General features: G+C 36.0%; 22 protein-coding genes, 1 tRNA gene and 1 pseudogene. 18 read left to right on the forward strand and 6 right to left on the reverse strand.

Annotated elements, in window-relative coordinates; genetic code table 11:
- Nucleotides 1-51: 51 nt before the first annotated feature.
- The 6 genes from FJR06_RS22410 to FJR06_RS22435 all read left to right on the forward strand — a co-directional run bounded on the left by FJR06_RS22410 (nucleotide 52) and on the right by FJR06_RS22435 (nucleotide 6,376).
- On the forward strand, nucleotides 52-2,997 hold the full coding sequence (locus FJR06_RS22410; RefSeq protein ID WP_168652298.1) for a hypothetical protein: 2,946 nt from the start codon (nucleotides 52-54) through the stop codon (nucleotides 2,995-2,997).
- 148 nt (nucleotides 2,998-3,145) lie between these two features.
- Nucleotides 3,146-3,388, forward strand: a complete 243-nt coding sequence (locus FJR06_RS22415; RefSeq protein ID WP_168652297.1) for a hypothetical protein — start codon at nucleotides 3,146-3,148, stop codon at nucleotides 3,386-3,388.
- A 274-nt stretch (nucleotides 3,389-3,662) separates the two neighbouring features.
- A complete protein-coding gene (locus FJR06_RS22420; protein WP_015080547.1) occupies nucleotides 3,663-3,908 on the forward strand; it encodes a UPF0175 family protein in 246 nt (81 codons plus the stop codon).
- Nucleotides 3,905-4,396, forward strand: coding sequence for a DUF3368 domain-containing protein (locus FJR06_RS22425; RefSeq protein WP_168652299.1), 492 nt, complete (start codon nucleotides 3,905-3,907; stop codon nucleotides 4,394-4,396). Before FJR06_RS22420 ends, FJR06_RS22425 begins: the two co-directional genes overlap by 4 nt.
- 301 nt (nucleotides 4,397-4,697) lie before the next feature.
- Nucleotides 4,698-5,771: a class II fructose-bisphosphate aldolase gene (gene fba, locus FJR06_RS22430; protein WP_015080551.1), complete on the forward strand. Its 1,074-nt coding sequence runs from the start codon at nucleotides 4,698-4,700 to the stop codon at nucleotides 5,769-5,771.
- A gap of 131 nt (nucleotides 5,772-5,902) precedes the next feature.
- Nucleotides 5,903-6,376 carry a DUF29 domain-containing protein gene (locus tag FJR06_RS22435; protein ID WP_015080552.1) on the forward strand — a complete coding sequence of 158 codons (474 nt, stop codon included), beginning with the start codon at nucleotides 5,903-5,905 and terminating at the stop codon, nucleotides 6,374-6,376.
- A gap of 364 nt (nucleotides 6,377-6,740) precedes the next feature.
- Here FJR06_RS22435 and FJR06_RS22440 read toward each other — a convergent pair whose 3' ends face one another.
- Nucleotides 6,741-7,538: a hypothetical protein gene (locus tag FJR06_RS22440; RefSeq protein ID WP_168652300.1), complete on the reverse strand. Its 798-nt coding sequence runs from the start codon at nucleotides 7,536-7,538 to the stop codon at nucleotides 6,741-6,743.
- Between the two features lie 124 nt (nucleotides 7,539-7,662).
- On the opposite strand from FJR06_RS22440, the gene cobU reads away from it, so the two are divergent.
- Complete coding sequence (gene cobU / locus FJR06_RS22445) at nucleotides 7,663-8,250, forward strand: bifunctional adenosylcobinamide kinase/adenosylcobinamide-phosphate guanylyltransferase (RefSeq protein WP_168652308.1); 588 nt, start codon at nucleotides 7,663-7,665, stop codon at nucleotides 8,248-8,250.
- Between the two features lie 316 nt (nucleotides 8,251-8,566).
- On the forward strand, nucleotides 8,567-8,944 hold the full coding sequence (locus tag FJR06_RS22450) for a hypothetical protein (RefSeq protein WP_015080556.1): 378 nt from the start codon (nucleotides 8,567-8,569) through the stop codon (nucleotides 8,942-8,944).
- Between the two features lie 8 nt (nucleotides 8,945-8,952).
- Here FJR06_RS22450 and FJR06_RS22455 read toward each other — a convergent pair whose 3' ends face one another.
- Both FJR06_RS22455 and FJR06_RS22460 read right to left on the reverse strand, forming a co-directional pair.
- Entirely contained in the window at nucleotides 8,953-12,006 is a 3,054-nt protein-coding gene (locus FJR06_RS22455; RefSeq protein WP_168652301.1) for an Eco57I restriction-modification methylase domain-containing protein, read from the reverse strand.
- A 29-nt stretch (nucleotides 12,007-12,035) separates the two neighbouring features.
- Nucleotides 12,036-13,277, reverse strand: coding sequence for a lipid-A-disaccharide synthase (locus tag FJR06_RS22460; protein WP_168652302.1), 1,242 nt, complete (start codon nucleotides 13,275-13,277; stop codon nucleotides 12,036-12,038).
- Nucleotides 13,278-13,535: 258 nt separating this feature from the next.
- On the opposite strand from FJR06_RS22460, the gene FJR06_RS22465 reads away from it, so the two are divergent.
- Nucleotides 13,536-13,682, forward strand: coding sequence for a hypothetical protein (locus FJR06_RS22465; protein WP_158310534.1), 147 nt, complete (start codon nucleotides 13,536-13,538; stop codon nucleotides 13,680-13,682).
- Between the two features lie 580 nt (nucleotides 13,683-14,262).
- On the opposite strand, the gene FJR06_RS22470 is transcribed toward FJR06_RS22465, so the two are convergent.
- A tRNA-Ala gene (locus tag FJR06_RS22470) sits at nucleotides 14,263-14,335 on the reverse strand.
- Between the two features lie 422 nt (nucleotides 14,336-14,757).
- On the opposite strand from FJR06_RS22470, the gene FJR06_RS22475 reads away from it, so the two are divergent.
- Entirely contained in the window at nucleotides 14,758-15,768 is a 1,011-nt protein-coding gene (locus tag FJR06_RS22475; RefSeq protein WP_168634480.1) for a class I SAM-dependent methyltransferase, read from the forward strand.
- 53 nt (nucleotides 15,769-15,821) lie between these two features.
- Here FJR06_RS22475 and FJR06_RS22480 read toward each other — a convergent pair whose 3' ends face one another.
- Entirely contained in the window at nucleotides 15,822-16,181 is a 360-nt protein-coding gene (locus FJR06_RS22480) for a rhodanese-like domain-containing protein (RefSeq protein WP_015080560.1), read from the reverse strand.
- A 30-nt stretch (nucleotides 16,182-16,211) separates the two neighbouring features.
- Here FJR06_RS22480 and FJR06_RS22485 point away from each other — a divergent pair, with 30 nt between their 5' ends.
- From FJR06_RS22485 to FJR06_RS22495, 3 genes are all read left to right on the forward strand, one after another.
- Nucleotides 16,212-17,909 carry a DUF3352 domain-containing protein gene (locus FJR06_RS22485; RefSeq protein ID WP_174783520.1) on the forward strand — a complete coding sequence of 566 codons (1,698 nt, stop codon included), beginning with the start codon at nucleotides 16,212-16,214 and terminating at the stop codon, nucleotides 17,907-17,909.
- Nucleotides 17,910-18,110: 201 nt separating this feature from the next.
- Nucleotides 18,111-18,863: a serine O-acetyltransferase gene (gene cysE / locus FJR06_RS22490; protein ID WP_168652303.1), complete on the forward strand. Its 753-nt coding sequence runs from the start codon at nucleotides 18,111-18,113 to the stop codon at nucleotides 18,861-18,863.
- Between the two features lie 182 nt (nucleotides 18,864-19,045).
- A complete protein-coding gene (locus FJR06_RS22495; protein ID WP_168652304.1) occupies nucleotides 19,046-19,675 on the forward strand; it encodes a hypothetical protein in 630 nt (209 codons plus the stop codon).
- A gap of 68 nt (nucleotides 19,676-19,743) precedes the next feature.
- On the opposite strand, the gene FJR06_RS22500 is transcribed toward FJR06_RS22495, so the two are convergent.
- Nucleotides 19,744-20,325 carry an Npun_F5749 family FMN-dependent PPOX-type flavoprotein gene (locus FJR06_RS22500; protein ID WP_168652305.1) on the reverse strand — a complete coding sequence of 194 codons (582 nt, stop codon included), beginning with the start codon at nucleotides 20,323-20,325 and terminating at the stop codon, nucleotides 19,744-19,746.
- A gap of 237 nt (nucleotides 20,326-20,562) precedes the next feature.
- Between FJR06_RS22500 and FJR06_RS22505 the strand changes: the two genes are divergently transcribed.
- From FJR06_RS22505 to FJR06_RS22525, 5 genes and pseudogenes are all read left to right on the forward strand, one after another.
- Nucleotides 20,563-20,808 carry a hypothetical protein gene (locus FJR06_RS22505; protein WP_168652306.1) on the forward strand — a complete coding sequence of 82 codons (246 nt, stop codon included), beginning with the start codon at nucleotides 20,563-20,565 and terminating at the stop codon, nucleotides 20,806-20,808.
- Between the two features lie 84 nt (nucleotides 20,809-20,892).
- Entirely contained in the window at nucleotides 20,893-21,192 is a 300-nt protein-coding gene (locus FJR06_RS22510) for a hypothetical protein (protein WP_039202596.1), read from the forward strand.
- Nucleotides 21,193-21,308: 116 nt separating this feature from the next.
- Nucleotides 21,309-21,698 (forward strand): hypothetical protein, encoded by a 390-nt coding sequence (locus tag FJR06_RS22515; protein ID WP_168652307.1) that lies wholly within the window; start codon nucleotides 21,309-21,311, stop codon nucleotides 21,696-21,698.
- 16 nt (nucleotides 21,699-21,714) lie between these two features.
- Entirely contained in the window at nucleotides 21,715-22,071 is a 357-nt protein-coding gene (locus FJR06_RS22520; RefSeq protein WP_015080565.1) for a hypothetical protein, read from the forward strand.
- 258 nt (nucleotides 22,072-22,329) lie between these two features.
- Nucleotides 22,330-22,728: pseudogene (locus FJR06_RS22525) on the forward strand (ribonucleoside-triphosphate reductase); the annotation flags it as partial.
- Nucleotides 22,729-22,771 lie beyond the last annotated feature (43 nt).

Genomic DNA, 22,771 nt, shown 5'->3' on the forward strand with positions numbered 1-22,771 from the left:
ATTACGGAATACCACTTTTCAAACATCCTCTAATACGCAAGGACAAAAAAAATGATGCTAGGTAAAATTGTTTGGTTTGGTGGGTTTAATAATCAAAAAAATAAAGTCAATAATTTTGGTTTTATTGCTCCTTTGGGGGAAGAAAATACAGGAGATATTCGTGTTGATCGAGATGATGTTCCATTAGATGTACAAGAAATTATAGAGGGTAATAAAGGAAGGGGCGTATACGTTCAATTTGATATTGATGCAAAGCGTAATCGAGTAATCAACCTGAAAGTACCAACCTTTATTGGTGTTGTTAAGAGATATCAATTTGGGGGTGCATGGCAGATTACCTATAACGATAATTGTAAAATTAATTTCAGAAGTAAGACTCACTACGAAAGCGAAAGCCTTGTTGCTTTCAGTATTAAGGAAACTAAGGATAGGGAAGCTATGGAAATGGCTGAAATATTCGGAGAGGACGAAGAAATAAAATATAAACTAGCACCATTCCTATTAAGGACAATTAATGATGTACGAGAAGTTGATAATGATGAAAGAATAGTTGAGAAGTATGCTAATAGTAATATATTTCCACTGTTTAAAAAATTTATTATTGAATATTTATTATCTTTGCCCTTGGAGATAGCCGAAACTTTCGTTATTAATAAACTCAAAGATTTAAATGAAAATCAACAAGATTTTATCATTAAGGAAATCGCCGAAAAACTGCCAAATCTTCTAATTATTTCTGCGACATTGCGTTCGTACTTAAAATTTGATTCTTCTAGTCCAAATAGTTATATTGAATTCATAAATAGACAGATTAATCTAGTAGAAGAACATTTAAGAAAAGAATTGATAGATGAACTAATTAAGAAAGTAGAGCAAGCGGAAGAAAATGCACTTAATATATATTGGCAAGAGGTTCAATATTTACAAGATAACTTAGCTTATAAAAATTTCCTCTGGCATATTGCACCAGCAGAAAGAAAAATTCCAATAATTGCTGAATACACATCATCTATAGCAAAAGATGTTGCTGAGAAAGTGGTTCTTGAACATCTTAACCAGTTTAATCAACAAGAGCAAGATAAGTTGATTAATGAACTCATCAGAAATGCACCAAAAGTTATCTTGGCTTCTTCTAAGTTACGTTCTTATTTAAAATTTACAGAATACTATTTCAAATTCCAAATAACAGACAATAATTACGGCATTTTTATCAATAAGTACCTTCATATTGTAGATGATGAATTATTCAACGAGATAATAAATGAACTAATTGAAAGAGTAGAACAAGCAGAAGAAAAAGAACGTAATATATATTGGCAGCAAGTTCAATATCTACAAGATAACTTAGCTTATAAAAATTTTATCTGGCATATTGCACCAACAGAAAGAAAAATTCCAATAATTGTTACATATACATTATTTAGCACAGAAGATGTTGCTGAAAATGTGGTTCTTGAACATCTTAACCAGTTTAATCAAAAAGAGCAAGATGAATTGATTAATCAACTTATTAAAAATGCACCAAAAGTTATCTTGGCTTCTTCTAAGTTACGCTCTTATTTAAAACTTACAGAATACGATTACAATAGTTATGGTATCCTTATTAATCAGTATCTTGATAGCGTAGATGATGACTTATTCAATGAGATAGTAAATGAATTAATTGAAAGAGTAGAACAAGCAAAAGAAAGAGAACGTAATATATATTGGCAGCAAGTTAAATATTTGCAAAATAATTTAGCTTATAAAAATTTTCTCTGGCATATTGCGCCAACAGGAAAGAAACAAGAAATTGTTCAACAGCGTGTTAAAACTTTTTTTGATATTATCTCTCGCTTTGAAGATAGCAATTATCCTTACGAGGAATATATTACTCATAATTGGCGTGAATTATATCAGTTCAACCAATCAGATAATTCGTTAATAAGGGAATGGGATGCTGATGTAAATTTTAATGATAATAAAGCAGCACAAATGATTTCAGCGCGTGGGGCTGAGAAGTTAGTAATTCGTTTTTATCAAGCTTTAGGTTATCAGGTAGAAGATATTTCAATTCATCAAGTTACTCAAAAAAGCAAAACCTGGACATTGGGGGATATTAGATTAGATTCTCAATATTTACTTGATGTAAAAAACAGTAGAAAAAGTGTTAATTCCAATTCTTACTCAGAATTTTGTGTTCCCCAATTCAAAGAATCTCGTGGTAATGATGTCAAAATCGTTGGTGTTTTATCACCGTACCTTCAAAAAAAATATATGCAGGGAAGAGAAAACCCTAAATTTCATGTTAAGAATCCTCAAGTACTAGGTGCTTTTGATAAAGCAAAGCTGAGTGAACTAGAAACAATCTTTAGTGACCGATTCATTAGTATAAATATGCCTAGAGAGTCTGATACTAATAAATACTTACCACCTTGGCTATTTGATTATGATCAGCGTTATTATAAACAACAGTGTGAAATTTTAATAGAATTGCAAAAGTTAAGCGACCAGGATATACCTAGTTGGGAAGATATATCAGTTGTTGCTCAAAATTCTATACCTTTATTTGTAGCTGCAAAACGTCCATTACCTCAAAATTGGGTTAATAATTTACCCCAGTGGCAAGTCAATTTCATCAATTTTTTGATTAATCTTCCTATAGAACGAATTACTTTGCCATATTTATTCCTGTCTATATTGAGGCATTTTTTATCAATGCTTTCTTACCGTGGAGGTGATTATAGTCCTAAAAGATATTTAGAAGTTTTCTATCTAAGTGAAAAGCAAATTAAGCCACTAAAATTATACGATCCTTTAAATATTATCGAAGATTTTTGTGATACTTTACAAACTCTTTGGGACAATCGTCAAGCATCTAGACTAGATGAATTCAAAATATTTAAATTCTCTGGTCAAGGATTACTGCAAGGTAAACGTACAGAATCCGAACGTATCCTGCAATACTATTGCCAAAATAAGAGCCTTGATAATTTTTGGCAAAAACGGCAAAAATAATCATATATAAGCGTTTCGATGAAAAGGTAGTTTAGAATCTAAAACCCTTATCCTACCGTCAATACATTTAAAAAATCCTTGTCGGAAACCTTTAAGGAATTTTTAGGGGTGATTGTTTTTGCCAAGCAAGAGCGAGGAACGGGAGTTCATGGTTAAAGCATTATCATCTCACCCTCGTAATTTGACTAAGGTATTGATCCTGACAACAATTTTAGCTTATTGTGGTGGATGGGTAGATGGGATGGGAAAATGCGGATTTAGACCATTAGTAATTGGTAGAGAGCAAAATTGCCCCGGTTGTGGTCGTCTCATCTGCCCTCAAGATAACTGTGGTTTCTGTAGTGATAGATGTTCTGATTACATTGAAAGGAAAAAAAGGAAAAATAAGTAAGAGTAAGAGGTATAGATACAAAAATTATAGGCGATCGCCCCCTCAAATCCCATAGGCGATCGCTAATCATTAGTACAATCCCCTACTCAAAACAAACTCAACTGCTTTCCCACATCACCTTGAGGTTCAACAACCGAAAGTAACTCATCTCGTTTTTTAGCTATCAACTCCAAATAATACCTACTCGAGTGCTTATGACTGTATATCATGCGAGTGCATACCGCTATAATGTTTGCAATGAATTATAATAATAATGATTCAGAGGATGATAAATATGAGTGTAGTTATTCCTAATGAAATACTAACCACAACTCGCATGAATGAAGAGGAAATGAAACGAGAAATTGCGATTATGCTATTTCAAAAAGAAAAGTTAACTCTTGCTCAAGCTAGTCGCTTTGCTGGTATGAATCGTATAGCATTTCAACATTTACTCGCAAGTTATCAAATCCCAGTTCATTACGGAGTAGAGGATTTTGAACAAGATATCAAGAATTTGCGGGAGATGGGTAGACTGTGATTGTTGTCAGCGATACCTCACCCATTAATAATCTTGCAGCTATTGACCAGCTTCACTTATTACAACAGCTTTACGGAACAGTTCTAATTCCTGAAGCCGTTTATCAAGAATTAACTGATCCTGATTTTCCCGTAGCTGGTGCAAAGGAAGTACAAACTTTTACTTGGATTCAAATCCGTGCAATTGAAGATAGGACGATGCTTAAAGCACTTAGCAGTGAACTTGATCCTGGAGAAGCAGAGGCTATAGTTTTAGCCTTAGAAATGAAAGCAGAACAAGTTTTAATTGATGAACGTCGTGGCCGCATGATTGCTGCTAGACTTAATCTCCATTATACCGGAATTTTAGGAGTTTTAGTAGAAGCCAAAAGTCAAGGTTTCATTTCGACTGTTAAACCTCTGTTAGATGATCTTATTAATAAAGCAGGGTTTTGGGTTGCTGAACCTTTGTATAAAAGTGTCTTACGGCTAGTTAATGAAACAAAGTAAAATCAGGCCAGAAGATTATGGGTAATTATTTAATCATAGATGCGATCGCTTAAAGTTAATTTATGGCAAAATGCGATCGCCAGGTAAATGCACAGGCTAACACTTAGTTTCTAGATTTACAAAAAGATTACATAGCTGGAGAATATCAGCCTATAAATTTTCTCAACAAAAGCACCCACTACTAGATATAATTTTCTGTAAGTTGAAAAAAACATTAAGATTAGCGTAAAAATTACATTAAAATAAAGATTACGCTTTTATTAAACTGACTAGCTAAATACCCAAATTAGGAGGAATATATATGGCTCTCGTACCAATGCGGTTGCTTTTGGATCACGCTGCTGAACACGGTTATGGTATCCCCGCTTTTAACGTCAACAACTTAGAGCAGATTCAAGCAATCATGAAGGCTGCGGTGGAAACAGATAGCCCCGTAATCTTACAAGCTTCTCGCGGCGCTCGTAACTATGCCGGGGAAAACTTCCTCCGTCACCTGATTTTGGCTGCGGTAGAAACCTATCCTGAGATTCCCATTGTCATGCACCAAGATCATGGTAATGCTCCTTCTACCTGCTATTCAGCTATCAAGAACAACTTCACCAGCGTGATGATGGATGGTTCTTTGGAAGCTGACGCTAAAACCCCTGCCAGCTTTGAATATAACGTGAGAGTTACCAGCGAAGTTGTCAACGTTGCTCACTCTTTGGGTGTCAGTGTTGAGGGTGAATTGGGTTGTTTGGGTTCTCTAGAAACCGGTGCCGGTGAAGCTGAAGATGGTCACGGTTTTGAAGGGACTCTTGACCATTCTCAACTATTAACTGACCCTGATGAAGCTGTTGACTTCGTAGAAGCAACTCAAGTAGATGCTTTAGCTGTTGCTATCGGCACAAGTCACGGTGCTTACAAGTTTACTCGTAAGCCTACAGGTGAAATCTTGGCTATTAGCCGCATTGAAGAAATTCACCGCCGTTTACCTAACACCCACTTGGTAATGCACGGTTCTTCTTCTGTACCTGAAGATTTATTGGCACTCATTAACCAATATGGTGGCGCTATTCCTGAAACCTACGGTGTACCTGTGGAAGAAATCCAAAAAGGTATCAAGAGTGGTGTGCGTAAGGTAAATATTGACACCGATAACCGTTTGGCTATTACTGCGGCTGTGCGTGAAGCGTTGGCTTCTAATCCCAAGGAATTTGATCCTCGTCACTTCCTCAAGCCTTCTATTAAATATATGCAAAAGGTTTGTGCTGACCGTTATCAACAGTTTGGTACTGCTGGTAACGCAAGCAAGATTAAGCAAGTTTCTTTAGAAGATTATGCTGCTAAGTATGCTAAAGGCGAATTAGCAATGAGAGCGGCTGCTAAAGTTTAATTTGGCAGTATGAGAATTAGGGCATAGCATTGCTATGCCCCTACAAGAATAAACCAGGTAACGTTAATGTTTCCTGGTTTTATTAATTAATGTGATAGACTTAAGTAATGGCATAAATAAGGCTATCTGTTATGACTACCAATTTACAATCTACATCCTTGAGTAGTTATCTTTATGAGCAGGATTATTGTTCGTGGCTAGAAACGACAGCTAAGTTATTGCGTAATCATCAATTAGATCACGTTGATTTTGAGCATTTGATTGAAGAAATAGAGGACATGGGGAAAGAGAAAAGACGTGAACTTAAAAACCGACTCATAGTTTTACTCATGCACTTACTCAAGTACCAATATCAACCTAAAAAACGTTCTTCTAGTTGGGTGAGGACAATTTGGGAACAATTTTATCAAATTGAGTCTTTATTAGAAGATAGTCCTAGCCTCAAACCTTATTATTTAGAAATATTTTCTGATTGTTATTTAAAAGCAGTTCGTGCGGCTAATACAGAAACTAAATTACCTATTGATTCTTTTCCCACAGAGTCTTCTTTTCTCCCTGATGATCTGACTAATCCTGATTTTATCACCATGCAATTAAGTTCATAAATTTAATCGCAAATCCAGTTTCTTTAATTGATTGCCTAAAGATACTAATAATAGTAAGATGTGAAATTTATTGATTGCAATGGGCAATAAATCTGTTGGGAAAAAAAGGCCAAAAAATAGGGGGAAGTTGAACTTTCCCCCTGTTTATCGTTGTGATGATCATTTGACTTTTGATTTTCTTTGAGTTTCTGTCTGAGCATCTGTCTTTGTTTTTTTAGTTGCCATTTTCTTGCAGCACCACCTCGGCCTTTATCGTTTCTGCCCTTGTAGAGACGTTCCATGGAACGTCTCTACGATTTTTTTCGGAGATGTCTACTGTATTTTGGATTCAGTGAGAAAATATTTCAATCTGCAAGTAATTGTTTTAATTTTGTTGAATATGACTATGTAACATCACCAAGGTTTCCGCTAATTGACTCAAGCGATTTTCTAGGTCTTGTTTGCGTCCTAAGAGTTGCCTTAATATTTGGTGACGAGCGATCGCTATACTAACACTAGGAACTTGTTCAACTGGACAGGGACGAGACCAGACCTGACCGGCTTTATCTACTCCACATAGTCGGTAGTCAGTATGTAGTGGTTTATGAGATTCTTTTTCACCATTAGCACAAATTTCTTCTACATAGTCCATGAGACGCTCTACTTCTGCATGGCGTAATGCTGCTGTTCCTACTGTTTCTGGCTCTTGGGCATTGGATTCCAACCAGCCATTAATAATTGGACCTTCTAAGTAAATATCTTGAATATTTTGGACTATTCTTTGTAATTCTATTTGCCAACTAGCAACTTTTTCTTGGATTTCTTGGAGCATATTCATCGCCAGGGCTGGGTTAGCGCCGTGACGATGATTGCTGAATGATGGAGTTTTAAATTTAGGCAGAGTTGGCGTTTTTTCTCCATTGTCTTGGGCTGGAAAAGCTGGGACAGAATCATGGTGGGGAAATAAATTTGCCTCTGGAATTTTATGATTAACTGGATCTGCTTCTAAGTTATTATTGGTTTGGGCGGTAGTTGGGGAATTTTCTCTAGATTCCTGGGGACGGATACTAATGCGAAAGGAAAAGGAACGTTTGGTTTCATCACCTATTTCTGTGGTGACTTCATCATTGCGAGTTCCTAAATCATGTAATGTTGCCTCGATCCGTTTTAACCCTGGTTTCATAAGAATATCCTCAAATTTATGGTCTTGATCAAGAAAGAATTCAGGAGTACAAAAAGGTGGCGATTGTGGGGATACTTGATTTAACTCGTGTATTCTTTCTGTTTAAATATTATATGATCAAATGATGAGTAAAGTGATTTTGGTGACTGGTGCAGCCCGTTCTGGTAAAAGTGAATGGGCGGAAGATTTGGCGATAAATTCCGGCAAAACTGTAGTGTACATCGCCACGGCTACACAAAATCCAGATGATCAGGAATGGCTTGCACGGATTCAAAAACATCAACAACGTCGTCCTCAAGATTGGATAACTCTGTCTGTACCTGTGGAACTGACTGCTGCGTTGGCTCAATCTCAGCCTAATACTTGCCTGTTGGTTGATTCTTTGGGAACTTGGGTGGCTAATTTTCTGGAAGAGGATGATTTAGTTTGGGAAAATACTGTGAGGGAGTTCCTGGAAATTCTGCCGTTAGTTGCGGCTGAGGTGATATTTGTGGCAGAAGAAACTGGTTGGGGTGTAGTTCCAGCTTATCCTATGGGGCGCAAATTCCGCGATCGCTTGGGTGCATTAGTTCGACAGTTAGGGACAATTTGTGAACCTGTTTATTTGGTTACGGGTGGTCATGTTCTGAATTTGAGTTTATTAGGTGTACCGTTACCAGCAAAGAATAGGACATTAGATATTGAGACATCTATTGACATTTCTTCACAATAGGTTCATTATATTAAATATATACGAGAGTTTTGTAGTTAGTTAATTTAAAGTCAATAAATATTTTGAGTAACTGTAATGGTTCCGAATAGACTTGAATGGCTACAAAGAAAATAAACCTTTCTTTTTTAAAACTTGGTAGTTCTAGAGAAAATTTGCGTATTGAACTCGTTGACAGACAATCAAGAGCCTGAGAACATAATTCTAAGGCATATAGGATACCACCTTCACTAACTCAGTTGGTGATGTTGTACTAGATATTCACGACATCTCAGATGTCGGGAAATGTCCCGGTTAAAAGTATCAGTTAACCCATACCATGTTTGACATATTGCCTTTTCGCGTTGAATTAGATACAGTTGCCATCGCTGGAGCTTGTTTATGGGCTTTAGCATTATATTTGAGTTTTTCCCAAGTTAGAGAATGGGTAACGACACAACTCAATCGCTGGTTCAATTTTGCTGAACAGTCCCTTTATACCAGTCAGTCAGAATTTGAAAAGACACGCAAAGCCAGAGAAGCGCAAAATTCCTTCTATGCTTCACTGTTTAGCATTTTCCCGTTTTTAATATTTGGTGGTTTATCTAACTGGATTTTAGATATCAGTTTAGGTAATAGTTGGGGAATTAGCATTGGGATACTTGCTTGTATGGGTGCTGGTGTGTATGAACTAGGACGCAGACAAGGGGAAGAGTAAATTTAAGTTTATGTACTTTGAATACTTTCAATCATAGTTATTTCTGCATCAGTTAATTCATAGAGTTCATAAACTAATTGATTAATTTGTCTATCAGTAGCTTGAATTTGTTGCTGAATCATTCTTTTGGCTGGGGGTGTGTTTGCTTGATTGAGTTGTTGATGAAGATAAAGCATTTGTTGTACTAAATTAACAATTAAATCATGTTTTTGCTTTTCTGAAATTTGAGAATTATCAATAATTTTAATAGGAAGATTGCGAATAAACCGAGATTCAAAACTATAGTAACCACCTCTCATTGATGTAGATGATTTTTTGAGATAAAATTCTAGGACTTGACTATTTAACAATCCTAAAATGTATTCCCATGAATAAATAGATTTAACTAAAATTCCATATCCTCCAGCGACACCACCCGTAAAAAATATCTCCCCTGTTTTATCCCATGTAAATGATGAACCAGTCGCAATATCAGGAGTAAATATTTTTGGTAAAGCCATGACATTTAAAGCTTGAAATCTACTATATCCATACCAATTTTCTCCTAACATTTTACTATTTTCTCTACTTTCTAAATAATCTTTATTATCTAGTAAATAATTCCGGGTTAAAGGATATTCTTTTTCAAAGGTATTCATAGAAATTAATTCCATTGAACCATTATTTTTAAGCATATAGGGAAAAATAATCAACTTATTAGTTTTAGACAAATAATATCTTTTACTATCACCACCTTTAATCAAAGGATGTAGTAAATTAGATTCTAACCAGTATGCTATTTGTTTTTCTTTTGAAAAAACCTGGATTAAATTATCTTCCCGTGATAATTCTTCGACGATATATATTTTATCAGCACTGGTTTTAATTCCTTGAAAAATCCTTTCTGTTACATCTTCTAGTCTAGATTTAATTTGTTGTAATTTTGCAAATAAATTAGCATCTTCTCCCAAAATAAAATTCCATGCTAACCCAGAAGCTAACGAATGATTAATAATTCCTGTTTGACTATTATGATTATTTTTCCAATCTATTAAATCAGTAACTCTTTCCATTTCTAAATCAGATTGTTGTGATTTTCTCAAGAAAAGCAAACAAGTATAAGTTGAAACTTTTGGAAACACTTGTTGATCTCCAAAATGCACTATTTTATGAAGATATTTACCTTCAGCAATTAATTTTCTGATAGATTCCCCATATTGAGCATTAAAAAACTTATGGGGTAAAATAAAACCTAAATAGCCATCTTTTCTTAATAGCTCTAATCCCTTTTCCACAAAGACAACATAAATATCATAGTTTCCCTTACTAGCAGAAACATACTGTTGTTTATAAAATTCAACTTCTAAAGCAGCCCATTCTTTTAAAGCTTGGATTCTAATATAGGGAGGATTACCAATAACTACATCAAAACCACCTCGTTTCATAATAACAGAAAAAGCCGATTTCCAGTCAAAAATATTAACTCTATAAGCCGTATTTTCGTCTAAAAAATTTAATTGAGTATGTTGATAAAATTCTGCGTCTATCAAGGTATTACCACACTGAATATTATAATCTAAATCAGGTAAAGCCCTTTCCTTAAATAGCTGTAATTGTCTGCTAATTGTTTCTCCTGATTCTCCTTCTAATACCTTTAATAATAAAGATAATTTAGTTGTTTCTACCGCTTGTTGATCAATATCAACACCATAAATATGAGTTAATAAAATTTGCTTTCTCTCACTTGCGGTTAAACGCCATTGATGATCTGAAATTTGATAGAATTTATTTTTGTATTTCTTGGGATTTTGTAAATATTGTTCTAAATACCAATCTAGGAGAAATTGATAGGCCACAATTAAAAAAGAACCCGAACCACAAGCAGGATCAAGAATTGTTATATCTTGGATTTTATCTGGTTTCTTATTTTCTAAAACCTTACCAATAGTTTGTTTAATAATATAATCAACAATATAACTAGGAGTATAATAAACACCTCCAGCTTTTCTTACTTCCGGTTTATCTTCAATAACTGCTTGACGACTTGCAGATATTTGAATGACTTTACCTAAAAATTGTTCATACACTTGTCCTAAAATTTCCACAGGAATCACAGAAAATTCATAAGGACTTTCTGGAGGATAGAGTTTTCTAATAATTAATGTTAAAATAGCATCATCTATAGTTAAATTCAAAGTAAAATCATCAGGATTTTCTCGTCTTTTTTCACCTTGAAAATGGAATAAACCCGAATTATAGCGATAATCTGCATTGATAAATAACCGCCCTAATTCTTGATAAAAATTTTCAAACTTTAATAAATTATATAACTGTTGATAAGGTTCAATTCCTCTATCTTCACAAATGCGTAAAAAGACAATTCTATTAATCGTCATTTGGACAGCAAAATTTAACTCTCTTTGTTCAATTTGGGGATTTCTCCAAACAATATTAGCAGCTAAATTTTCTCGCCAAATTTCAATTTCTTGGAGAAATTTTTGATCAACAGTAATCCCAGCTTTAACTTTAGTTTCCGCAAATCTTTCTAAAGAACCATTTAAGACAGCTTCCTTAGAAAAAAGATCATAAATCTCTTGCCATTTTTCCACATATTTTGTATAATTAAAATGTTTGATTCTCGCTATCAATGGAGAATCATTTTTATTTGGCATAATTCGACAATCATAAACTGCAAATTCTTCAAAATCTGTTAAAATGCTTAAAGGTAATTTTGCAGACCAGCCATAACGTCTGACTTGAAAGGCTGCACTCATATTATTACCAACATTAACAGCGGGTTTTTTCGCTTCCACAAAAAACTTTCTGACTCCACCAACCCAAAAACTATAATCAGGTGCTTTGGCTTTGTTTGCGTCGCTAATTTTTAAAGAATCTTCATGAACAACGTCTTTATAAATATCAGAAATTTGTCGTTCATTATTAATATCCCACCCTAAAGCAGCAAAGAAAGGATTGATAAATTCAATTCTAGTTTGTGTTTCATTAATTCCCCCTGCACGATACAATTCTATCGAAGAGTGAAAATGTTCAACAAGTTTAATAATGGTATCAGGTGCTTTCATATTTGAAAAAATGTTAGTTTTATATAAATCTATAATAACTCTTTTTTGACCAAAATTGCCAACTTTTCCGCAGCCCCACCTTCACCCCTAACACTGCGTAACTTATCCCGAATAGCTGCTAATTTTTCGGGATTTTCTAACAAATCTAAAACCATTTTTCCCACAGTTTCGGGTTGCAATTTACCTACCAATTCTGGAACAATTTCTGCTTGCGCCCAAATATTCGGCCAAGCTAACAAACCCTTATTTTTTATCATCCACCAATTAATTAATTTAGCAAAACTAGAACCTACTCCCGGTAAATTTGCTAATATTCCTGGTAAACCATCCCAAGAACGCATAGCATCTAATTGTTGAGTTGGTAATAGGACAATCATCGGGACAGCTAATGCACCTAATTCTGCGGTATTTGCACCAACTGTAGTCAAACAAATAGAACATTGAGATAATAAATGATAAGCGGGATTTTCTGATTTTAATGCTACTATTAAACCTGTAGAAGTCACCAAATTATCACCTATTAAATCAGCACCTTGAAAGTTAAAAGCTTTAGCCAATGGGTTATTTTCAGGTTTAGCAAAATCAGCTAAAGTTGATAAATCTAAAGTTGGTGCAACAGGAATAAAAAACTTTGTTTGGGGTAATTTACTGTGAATATATTCAGCAATAGCTAAAGTTAAAGGTACACCTTGGGTTAATTTTGCTGCTTTTGAACCTGGTAAAATGCCAATAATGTTAATTTGGGATTTGGGATTTTCAATTTTAGATGTTATTTCATTCTCTGCTGCTTCTAACATTAAATCACCAACAACAGTGAATTTATCTATATATTTAGGAGAAACATTTTTCGCAACTTGAGCTTTCATAATTGCAAATTTATCTATAAAATTGTGCCAACGCGCTGACCATTCGGCGTAAACTACTGTTTTATATCCTAACTTCTTACCAATAATAACGGGAAAAAGTTGATCACCACCTAAAAATACCACTGCACCTTGATTTCTCCAATCCCAATTTTCTGCGGTTTTTCCCCATAGTAAAAATTGCCAAAAATCTGCTGCTGCTTGAACTCTATCAACCTCTGGGTAGCCCAACGCTATAGCAGTTTCTTTTCCACTAGCATGGGGACAAGGTGATAATATTACAGAAATTCTTACTTGAGAAATATCATGTCCTAATTGTTCTCTCAATGCTTTGACAACAGGACGTACCCAAGTTGTAACTTCTCCTGGTCCATTGGAAAGAATGAGAATATCTACCGATGAAGTCATTTAATTATTACCTGATAAGTTATAAAATTCGATTATACCGATATAATGAATGAAGAGAATAAAACAGAATCTAGAAGTGAGCATCTCAATTAAATCTAGTAACCGGGTATCTAAAGTTTTGTATCATAGTTAATTAAATTAATAACAAAATCAAATAACAATGTATCATGGTGGTTAGTAGTGTAAATGTTTAATGCTTTCCTTGCTGTTTTCAAAGGGTATCAGGTAAGCTACGCCCTGATTTACCAATAGCAGAATGTGGAAGCTTTAACGGGTAAACTTAGTTGGGTAATACTGATGTCTAAGGAAAAAAAAGGTAATAAAGAAACTAAAAAGCCTAAGAAAGATGCCAAGGACAAAAAAGAGAAAAAAGACCCAAACAGATATGATGGTTTAGGCAAGTAAGAAATAGCAAGCAAATTCCTGAGAATTTCTTGTAGGTATAAAGCGGTATGCACTTGAATGAGATACTAATTTTAATCACGGAGTCCCACAATATAAGGGTTTTACTCCTGACGGCTGACCGCTGAAAGCTAAAAGCTGCTATAACAAGGGTTTTGGCTTAACCGACAGAAGCCCCACGTCTGACCCGATAGGGCAGCGGGGGATGAATGGCGCGTGAATTGACGACGGTTTTCCGACCAACGCGACAGCAAGGAAGGAAAACATGGAGACAATTCACAAAATTTGTGTTATGAATTGAATATCTCGGCAAGGCGAGAGAATAGCGATAACCAAGCTAGATACATGATCATTTTTGTTGATTAACCTTGATTTTGCCTTTGGAACGAGGGGTCAGCCTATCGCCTTAACATCAGTCTTGTTGTTCTCGAAGAGCAAAAAGCTGTTAACTGGGTAGGAAGCCTATACTTACCCGCAAGGGAAGTGTAGGTAGTTCACGTTTATATGGCTAACTCCACGCTAATGAGTTAACCCTAAATAGACTTCAACTCTAACTACTAAACTTCAAAATATTATAATCTAATGGAGCTAAGCGGATTCGAACCGCTGACCCCCTCAATGCCATTGAGGTGCGCTACCAACTGCGCTATAACCCCGAAATTCCAATGCAGTAAGCTTTTCGGCTTATTGGTTAGTTCTTTTATTTGTCTCTTTTGTGATTATACATTAATCTATGTCAATTCAGTCAAGAAAGTTATATTAAGAAATATTAAGCAGCAAATTAACCTTGACACCGATAAACCAAAACAAAAAAAATAGATGTGGTTTTCAACCTAATTAATCTCCAACCGCCTAGAATCATGCTGGAGAACATGAAAAAAAGGCTATTACCGCAGTGCGGAATTAAAAATTAAAAATTAAAAATTAAAAAAGCAGATTACACAAGCTTTTGTCAAATTTTTAATGGTTGATTGACCTACGCCATTGTGTACTAGGGAAATGTTTATTTGATAGCTGAATGCTGACAGTTACGCAATAGGACTGCTATAGTAATTTAATCATATTTTTGCAAATACTTATGGCAGCAAATAAATTCTTGAAAAATATCATTATTAAACTACTGACTGGGGGATCAAAACCAGAGTATGCTCCACAGACTAGTCAACTAACTTTAGCAGATGCGATCGCCAAAATTGACGGGCTTTTTGATTGTGAGGCTGTTTTAAAAGAATTTGATGCAGATGCTACCATATCTTACTACACCCAAAGCGAGTGGGGTTATCAAATCTATCACTCTGGACAAGATGCTATCCACATGGCATTAAACCCTGATGGTATATTTGATCCAGATGGTTATTATGCTCAACCACGAGTAGTTGCTGAACAAATTCGTAAACTTGATGCCAAGACCGTTTTAGAATTAGGATGTGGTAAAGGATTTAATAGCTGTTTTTTAGCGCAGCAGTATCCAGAAGTACATTTCACTGGCATTGATTTAACACCATCGCATATTAAAATAGCACGTCGCAAAGCCGATAAATTTTCTAATCTATCTTTTCAAGAAGGTAACTTTAATCGCCTAAACTTCTTAGATCAATCCTTTGATATTGTTTTTGCCTTTGAGTGTTTATGTCACGCCTCTGAAGCAGAAACACCACTGGCAGAAATTTTTCGGGTGCTGCGTCCAGGTGGACAATTAATTATCTTCGATGGTTATCGTAAAATTAAGTTTACACAACTCCCTAAATTACTGCAAACCGCAACTCAACTTGTAGAAATATCAATGGCAGTTCGTCATGGATTTTCAGAAATTAATGATTGGAATGCTATCGTCCAATCAATTGGCTTTCAAATTCAAACTATTGAAGATATTTCTTTAGCAATTCAGCCGACATTATTAAAATTACAAAAATTATCCTGGAAACTTTTTTCCTTGTCTTGGCAAGTGAAAATACTTATTTATTTGTTACCTAAATATTTAATTAGAAATTCAATCGCTGGTCTTTTAATGCCTTTTACTGTCAGTCCTAAAGGGGAAGCTTTTGGATATTATAAATTAATCTTAGAACGACCTTTAGAAGAGAGTTAAACTCGATGAATTTGAACTTTGAGCGCAGATAATTCCTGCGCCCCTACAATTTCCTAATATTGTGGCACAGAAGGATCAACTAAAATCGAATAAGCGGAAATTCCACCCTTAATATTTTTAACATTTGTAAATCCTTGAGTAACTAACCACCCACACATCTGAGCAGAGCGGATACCATGATGACAGAGAACAAGAGTTTCTGCATGAATATCAAAGCGGATAGGCACTTGTTCACTCCATTGCTCATATTCACTCAAAGGAAGATTGACAAAACCATCTAGCCGTGATAAAGCAATTTCCTGGGGTTCACGCACATCTATTAACTGAAGCGTTCCTTCATTACTGGAAAGACGTTTGGCTAGTTCCTCAACAGTAATTTCGGAAAAGGGTTGATCAAATGATGTATTTGTCATGCAGTTTTTCTAAAAAATCCTATACTATTCATGTTTGCAGAAAAACTAAAAAATATAAAGAATGTGAACAGTCAACACTTAACAAAAAATATTAAACTTGGTTTCCTTATAGCTGGCATAATCACGCTTGTGCTAGTTTGTGTAGCTAAATTCTCCTGGTTTTCGGGGAAAAGTCCAGTTAGTCTTGTCGTTCGCAACTCTCAACCCGCTGCGGCTATATTTGTCTCCAAGTCTTCACCAGCAATGGTATCATTATTGGTCAATCCCGACGGGTTACAGACAATAGCAGCAAAAGGAGAATTTTCTCAACTCAAAAATAGTCTATTGGCAAAAAATAATATAGATTATTCAAATGATCTTAAACCCTGGTTGGGTGATGAAATTACCCTAGCTGCAACTACCATAGATATAGACCGTGATCCAGACAACGGACTACAAACCGGGTATTTAATGGCACTTGCAACTACAAAACCAGAGAAAAGCCGTGAGTTTTTGGAATTATTATTTTCTAACCGGGCTTTTAGTGGGACTAATTTAGGAATTGAACGTTACAAAGGTGTCAAGGTTATTTCTGATCATCCCGAATATGCACCAGACTTAAAAACCCAAAATAGTTTAGCAGGTGCAGTTGTTAATAATTTTGTTTTGCTGGCTAATCATCCTCAAGTTATCAAAGAAGCAATTAATAATTTACAAGCACCAGATTTAAACTTAATTAGTTCTCTAAAATATCAAAAAGCTACTCAACAAATCTCTAAAAATGCTGTAGCTGTGACTTTCTTAAATTTGCCCGAAGTTGGTAAATGGCAAGGATTAGAATTGGCAGAATCAACTTATAATAGCCAAATTCTCTCCTTCGTTTTAAATTCCCAAGGGTTGCTCACAGAAAGTACATTTTTAACAAATTCCCCAGTTGTACCTTCATCTTTACCCCTATCTCAATCTGTAGGAGCATTACAGTATATTCCAGAATCAACAGCTTTAGCGATCGCTGGCACAAATTTGAATAAATTAGGTAATAGCGATATAGCAAAACTGTGGAAACAAGTAACAGCAAGCATTTACGGTTCTAGTGAAGAAGGGATTTCTCGATTACTACAACCCTTCGTAAAAATCCAAAACAATTGGAATTTAAACTTTAGCGAAGATATTTTCAATTGGATAACAGGAGAATACGCTTTAGCCTTATTACCCAATTCAGAAAATACAAGCCCTAATTGGTTATTTGTTATCGAAAAAAACCCAGAATTAGCAGCAGGAATCACACATCTAAATAATATTGCCAGTAGAAGTGGTTTTAACCTTAGTTCCCTAACTTTAGATCAACAAAAAATAGCAGCTTGGACAAAAATTACAGCCACAAGTGAAAATAACACATCTATTAATGTTGACACAAAAGTTAAAGGAGTGCATACAACCTTAGATAATTATGAAATTTTCAGTTCTGATTTAAAGACGCTAACAGCAGTTTTGAGTCAAAAGCAAAAATCTCTCCTAGAAAGTCCTCAATTTCAAAATAGTATTGCGACAATTCCCCAACCCAACCAAGGGTATATTTATCTAGACTGGGAAAATAGTCAAAATCTTCTCAAACGTCAACTACCCTTGCTTAAACTTGCAGAAGTATTGGGTAAGCCACTTTTTGATAATTTAAAATCCCTGACAGTGAGTAGTTATAGCAGCGAACCAGGAACACTTAAAGGTGGAGTATTCTTGCAACTGCATTAAAAAATCAGAATTAACTACACTTTAACAGTCCAGAAGCCTTAGATACTAAGGCATAGATGATTTAGTCCCCAATTAACAATCACCAATCACCAATCACCAATTACCAATCACCAATTACCAATCACCAATTACCAATCCCTAATTACCAAGTCACGATAATATGAGAGAGTAGCTTGTTGTGCTATCAAGGGTACTATCTCAATGTTCTCTAGACTCCGTACCGATTTTCGCATTATCTTTGAACGTGACCCCGCAGCCCGGAATTGGTTGGAGGTTTTGTTTTGCTATCCAGGTTTGCAAGCCCTAGTTTTCCACCGCTTTGCACACTGGTTGCGTCGTCTTGGTCTTCCCTTTTTCCCCCGCTTGATTTCTCACATTGCCCGGTTTTTAACAGGTGTAGAAATTCACCCAGGGGCTACAATTGGTGAAGGCGTATTTATTGATCACGGAATGGGAGTAGTAATTGGGGAAACAGCCATTATTGGTAACTACGCGCTGATTTATCAAGGTGTCACCCTGGGGGGAACAGGTAAAGAAAGCGGTAAACGTCACCCCACATTAGGCGAAAATGTCGTCGTAGGTGCCGGTGCAAAAGTTTTAGGAAATATCGAAATTGGTGATAATGTCCGCATTGGTGCAGGTTCAGTGGTGTTGAGAGATGTACCATCTAGTTGTACCGTTGTCGGTGTTCCTGGTCGCATTATCTACCGTTCTGGAGTCCGGGTTGCACCTCTAGAACACAGTAACTTACCAGATTCAGAAGCCCAAATAATTCGCACCTTAGTTGACCGCATTGAAGCCTTAGAAGCACAAATTCAAGCTTTACAAACTCCCGCCAAAACTCCGGTTTTAGTTGGTAAATTCCTTCCAGAAGATGAATTACCAAAAGAACACAATTTTTGTAATATCAGAGATAAACAGATTCAGGAATTCTTTGATGGTGCAGGAATCTAAGGGGATGTTTGAAAAGTTCGCTACTATATAAGCAAAGTCCACCTGCATGGACTTATGAAACATCAAGAATTTTAAACCCACAAAATAGGGTTCTCTCTGTGTGGTTCCGCGACTTTTAGTCGCCCTTGCGAAGAGCCTAAATTAGACTTTTTAAACATCCTCTAAGAGCCTCATAAGGAGATATGAATAAAATGGGTGAAGCTAAACGTAGAGCAAGATTAGATCCTAATTATGGAAAATCTAAATTAGAGTGTTTTCTTCGTAAGTCAACACTCAGCGACGCTCACGCTATATTCTTAAAAATCCCTAATGATTATGTATTAGCAAGAATAGTCAGTGTTCATGCTTCTATCGAATATGCTTGTCAAGTTTTGGGGTGGTGTAATGAAGTTGCCGCCAAAATGAATAATCAAGTAAGATATTCCCATTACAATGCTCAAGAAATCATGTCTAAGTTTTGTTTTAACCTTATTTCGGAATACGGAGATTATGAATCTGATGATATAGAGGCTATCTCCACCAATCATGGAATAACCGAAATTGTTAAAGGAGTAGAAAAAAAATATATCGCGCTAGAGATGTCTGACGAAACGTTTATTGTTGTGAACAACATCGAGTTTAGTGATCAAGAGAAAAAATCAGAATCTGCTGTTCTCACAGAAGACGGACACTTGATGGTTTTCAGTAGTTATATAACCGCTGCCTACATCGCCGATTATTGCCACAATAATGATATAATCAACAACTGCTTGCCGGTAAAGCAAGTTCAAGTTTTATGGACGGAAGCAAACAAACTACAAGGGAAAATTTAAGAGAGACAGTTCCATTAGCAAAGTTTCAACTTACCTAATGCCTGCAAGAGGACTGAAACCACGAAAGATTAAGGATTAATATCCATGATTAACCACACTCCATTATCATCAACCTGATAAACCCATCTATTTTGTGGTTCACCCCGCAATTCTAAATGATCTACTTGTACTGGTTCAAGTAATAATAGACAAAAATTTTCTAATGGCTGAATATTGTCTGGTGCTGGTGGTGTGAAAGCTTCCGGTGTTTGTACTCTCATCTCACCAGGAATAGGCCAAGCAAATTGTAACCTAGCTGCATCACTTAATTCTTGCCACATTTTGATTCTCGCAGGTTGTAAATGTGGGTGAGAATCAGCACTTATTAATATTAATTCTCCAGTAATCCGAAATTGTTCTCTAGTGTTGGGAAAATACCAGCAAATTTCCGCTGCGGATTGTTTTGATATTTGTTCAGCTTTTTCACTACGAATATCGGTAATAAATTTTAGCTGATTGGTATCGTCTAGAAAGCCGCGAAACACGACGGTACGATTAGCAGGAAAACCATTTTCCCGCACTGTTGCTAGTTGTACATAGCGGGCATAAACGAGGCTGCGATTTTTATGTAGGGCGCGGGTAATCAGACTTCGCCAAGGTGCTAGTGTCATTTTTAATTAATACCAATCAGTGAAAAAATTAAACAAATGACAGTATTACACAGATAGCCTATTTTCCTAAACCTATAGGTAAAACTTTGAGACTTTACTATCCTGGCAATGTACTTTCAGGGTTTTATACTTAACCAAAAAATTAGTTGTAATTTATACAAATACAGGCATGGTACTTTAATCCTAAATTTACTTGGCGTATAGTCATAGTTTGTCCGCAACTAATCATACTTTATCATGGTTCAATTACTTGAACGTCAACGTCAGGGTGCAACTTTTCCAGAACCTGCTCCAGCAGCCAATCCAGTGCTTTTTAGAACCTACAGCCGTCGGACAGAGACAGGTTTAAGAGAAACATGGGAACAGGTATGCGATAGCGAAGCGCTCAGTAGGAATCGCACTTTACGCAGTTTAGTAGAACTGGGAAAACTCTCCCGTGAAGAAACTGCCATTTTAGACAAGATGCAGCGCACTCCAACCTAGTCTTACTTTTCCAACGATACGCAAAAAAATTCCCTAGCTTCTGATCAAAGCTAGGGTCATTAAATACAAAATTCACCCATCATTATGAACCAAAAACCTGCCAATCAGACTGGAATTTTCCAGCCACAACTTCCGAATGTTAAAGATCAGTCATCTAGTATCATTGTTCAAAATACGCTGAACACCCCGCAAAAAGTGGACAATCGGCTGATAGCTGCTAATTCTACAAATACTCCTATACAACCCAATGCAGGAGAGATAATACCTGTACTCACCTATGGAGGTGTGTCTGTAGCAGTGATTATTGCAATGACTTGGTTCGTGAAGATATTGCTTGCCTCTATATCTGAATTACTGGAAGCAATGTCCAAACCTAAGAAATAATTTAATTTTGAGTAAGGGTTTAGCACTGCTAAACCCCTACCTCTACGCATCAAAAACTTTTCAACAGCAGTAGTAATCGCATTTGACAAACTCAAGTAAATAATTTAAGGAAAAAAATGAATAGTGCCGAAAAATCAGCCTTGATTGCCGAACTTGTCCAACTTGGCATTAAACATACTCCTGAAAAAATAGTTAAGATTGCTAAACAAGCTGACGGCAAAATAGTCTTTTTAGAAGAAGGAAAACCTGGTAAAAGAGGAAGTGGACTATTACACATTTTGGATAAACATCAAGAAGACTTTGCCAAACGGGGAATTTCTGAAGATGAAATTGCCGATGTTGTTATGGCTGCTGTAATCAGTGGAATGTTTCTTGGTTATCAAGGAACAGTAGAACCTCGAAGAAAAATCTATGAAGTAAACTTTAATGGAAAAAAGCAGTATATAGCAGTGACAGTAGGCGATAATGGTTATATAGTTGGAGCTAATCCAGCCTCATTACCATAATTCCACCGTAGTAGCTATGGCAATAAAAATTAAACTAATGGCTGATTATGGGTGCGACCCTTTATGGTGGGCAGATGCTGACAAAGTTGGTAACATTGACCCAGCCAAACTGCCCCTCAGCCAAGAAACCATTAACCATTTGAGAAAATGGGCAACTGCTTATAATGCCACATTAAATTGGCAAGATCCTGGTAATTCACCAGATTTGAGTCCAGAAGCAGCAGCAGCTTTTGAACAGGAAGGAATTAGTTTGTGGAAACAACTACAAAAAGAACTTGCACCTAATTATGAAGTTATCTATTTCAGTGAGCAATTAAATCAAGTTGTAACTAATACAAATGAATTGGCATCTTTACTTACTATCTCTGCTTGATGAATAGTCAACGCAAAAATTACACAAACAGCACTATTACATAGATAGCCTATTCTACGAAAACTGACAGATAAAAAGTTGAGATTCTATTACCCTGATAATGCACTGTCGGGGTTTTATACTTAAACAAAAAACAAAAATATAGTTATAATTGGCACAGACTAAGCTATAGCGCAAAGTAGTAAAATTTTCAATCTTTAATCTTAAATCTACTTGGCGTATAGTCATAGTTTGTCCATAAGAAATCATACTCAAATTATGCTTCAAGAACTTGATAGCCTGCGTGACGACGTAGGAGTCATACGTCAACGTCAGGGTGCAGCTTTTCCAGAATCTGCTCCAGCAGCCAATCCCGTGTTTTTTAGAACCTACAGCCGTCGGACAGATGCAGGTTTGAGAGAAACATGGGATCAGGTGTGCGATCGCACTTTACGCGGTTTAGTAGAACTGGGAAAACTCACCCGTGAAGAAGCTGCCATTTTAGATAAGATGCAGCGAAACATGAAATCCCTCCCCAGTGGGCGCTGGATGTGGGTTGGTGGCACAGATTGGTTAGCCAAACCCAAAAACTTCTCCGGTGCTTATAACTGCACCTCTACCAACCTTTTAGACTGGAGTGCCTTTGGGTTGATGATGGATCTAGCCATGATGGGCTGTGTGCGATTCGTTGGCTAGAAACTAAGCCCAGCAAGGGTTTTAG

This window comes from Dolichospermum sp. UHCC 0352, from assembly GCF_009711925.1.
Classification (GTDB): Bacteria; Cyanobacteriota; Cyanobacteriia; order Cyanobacteriales; family Nostocaceae; genus Dolichospermum; species Dolichospermum lemmermannii.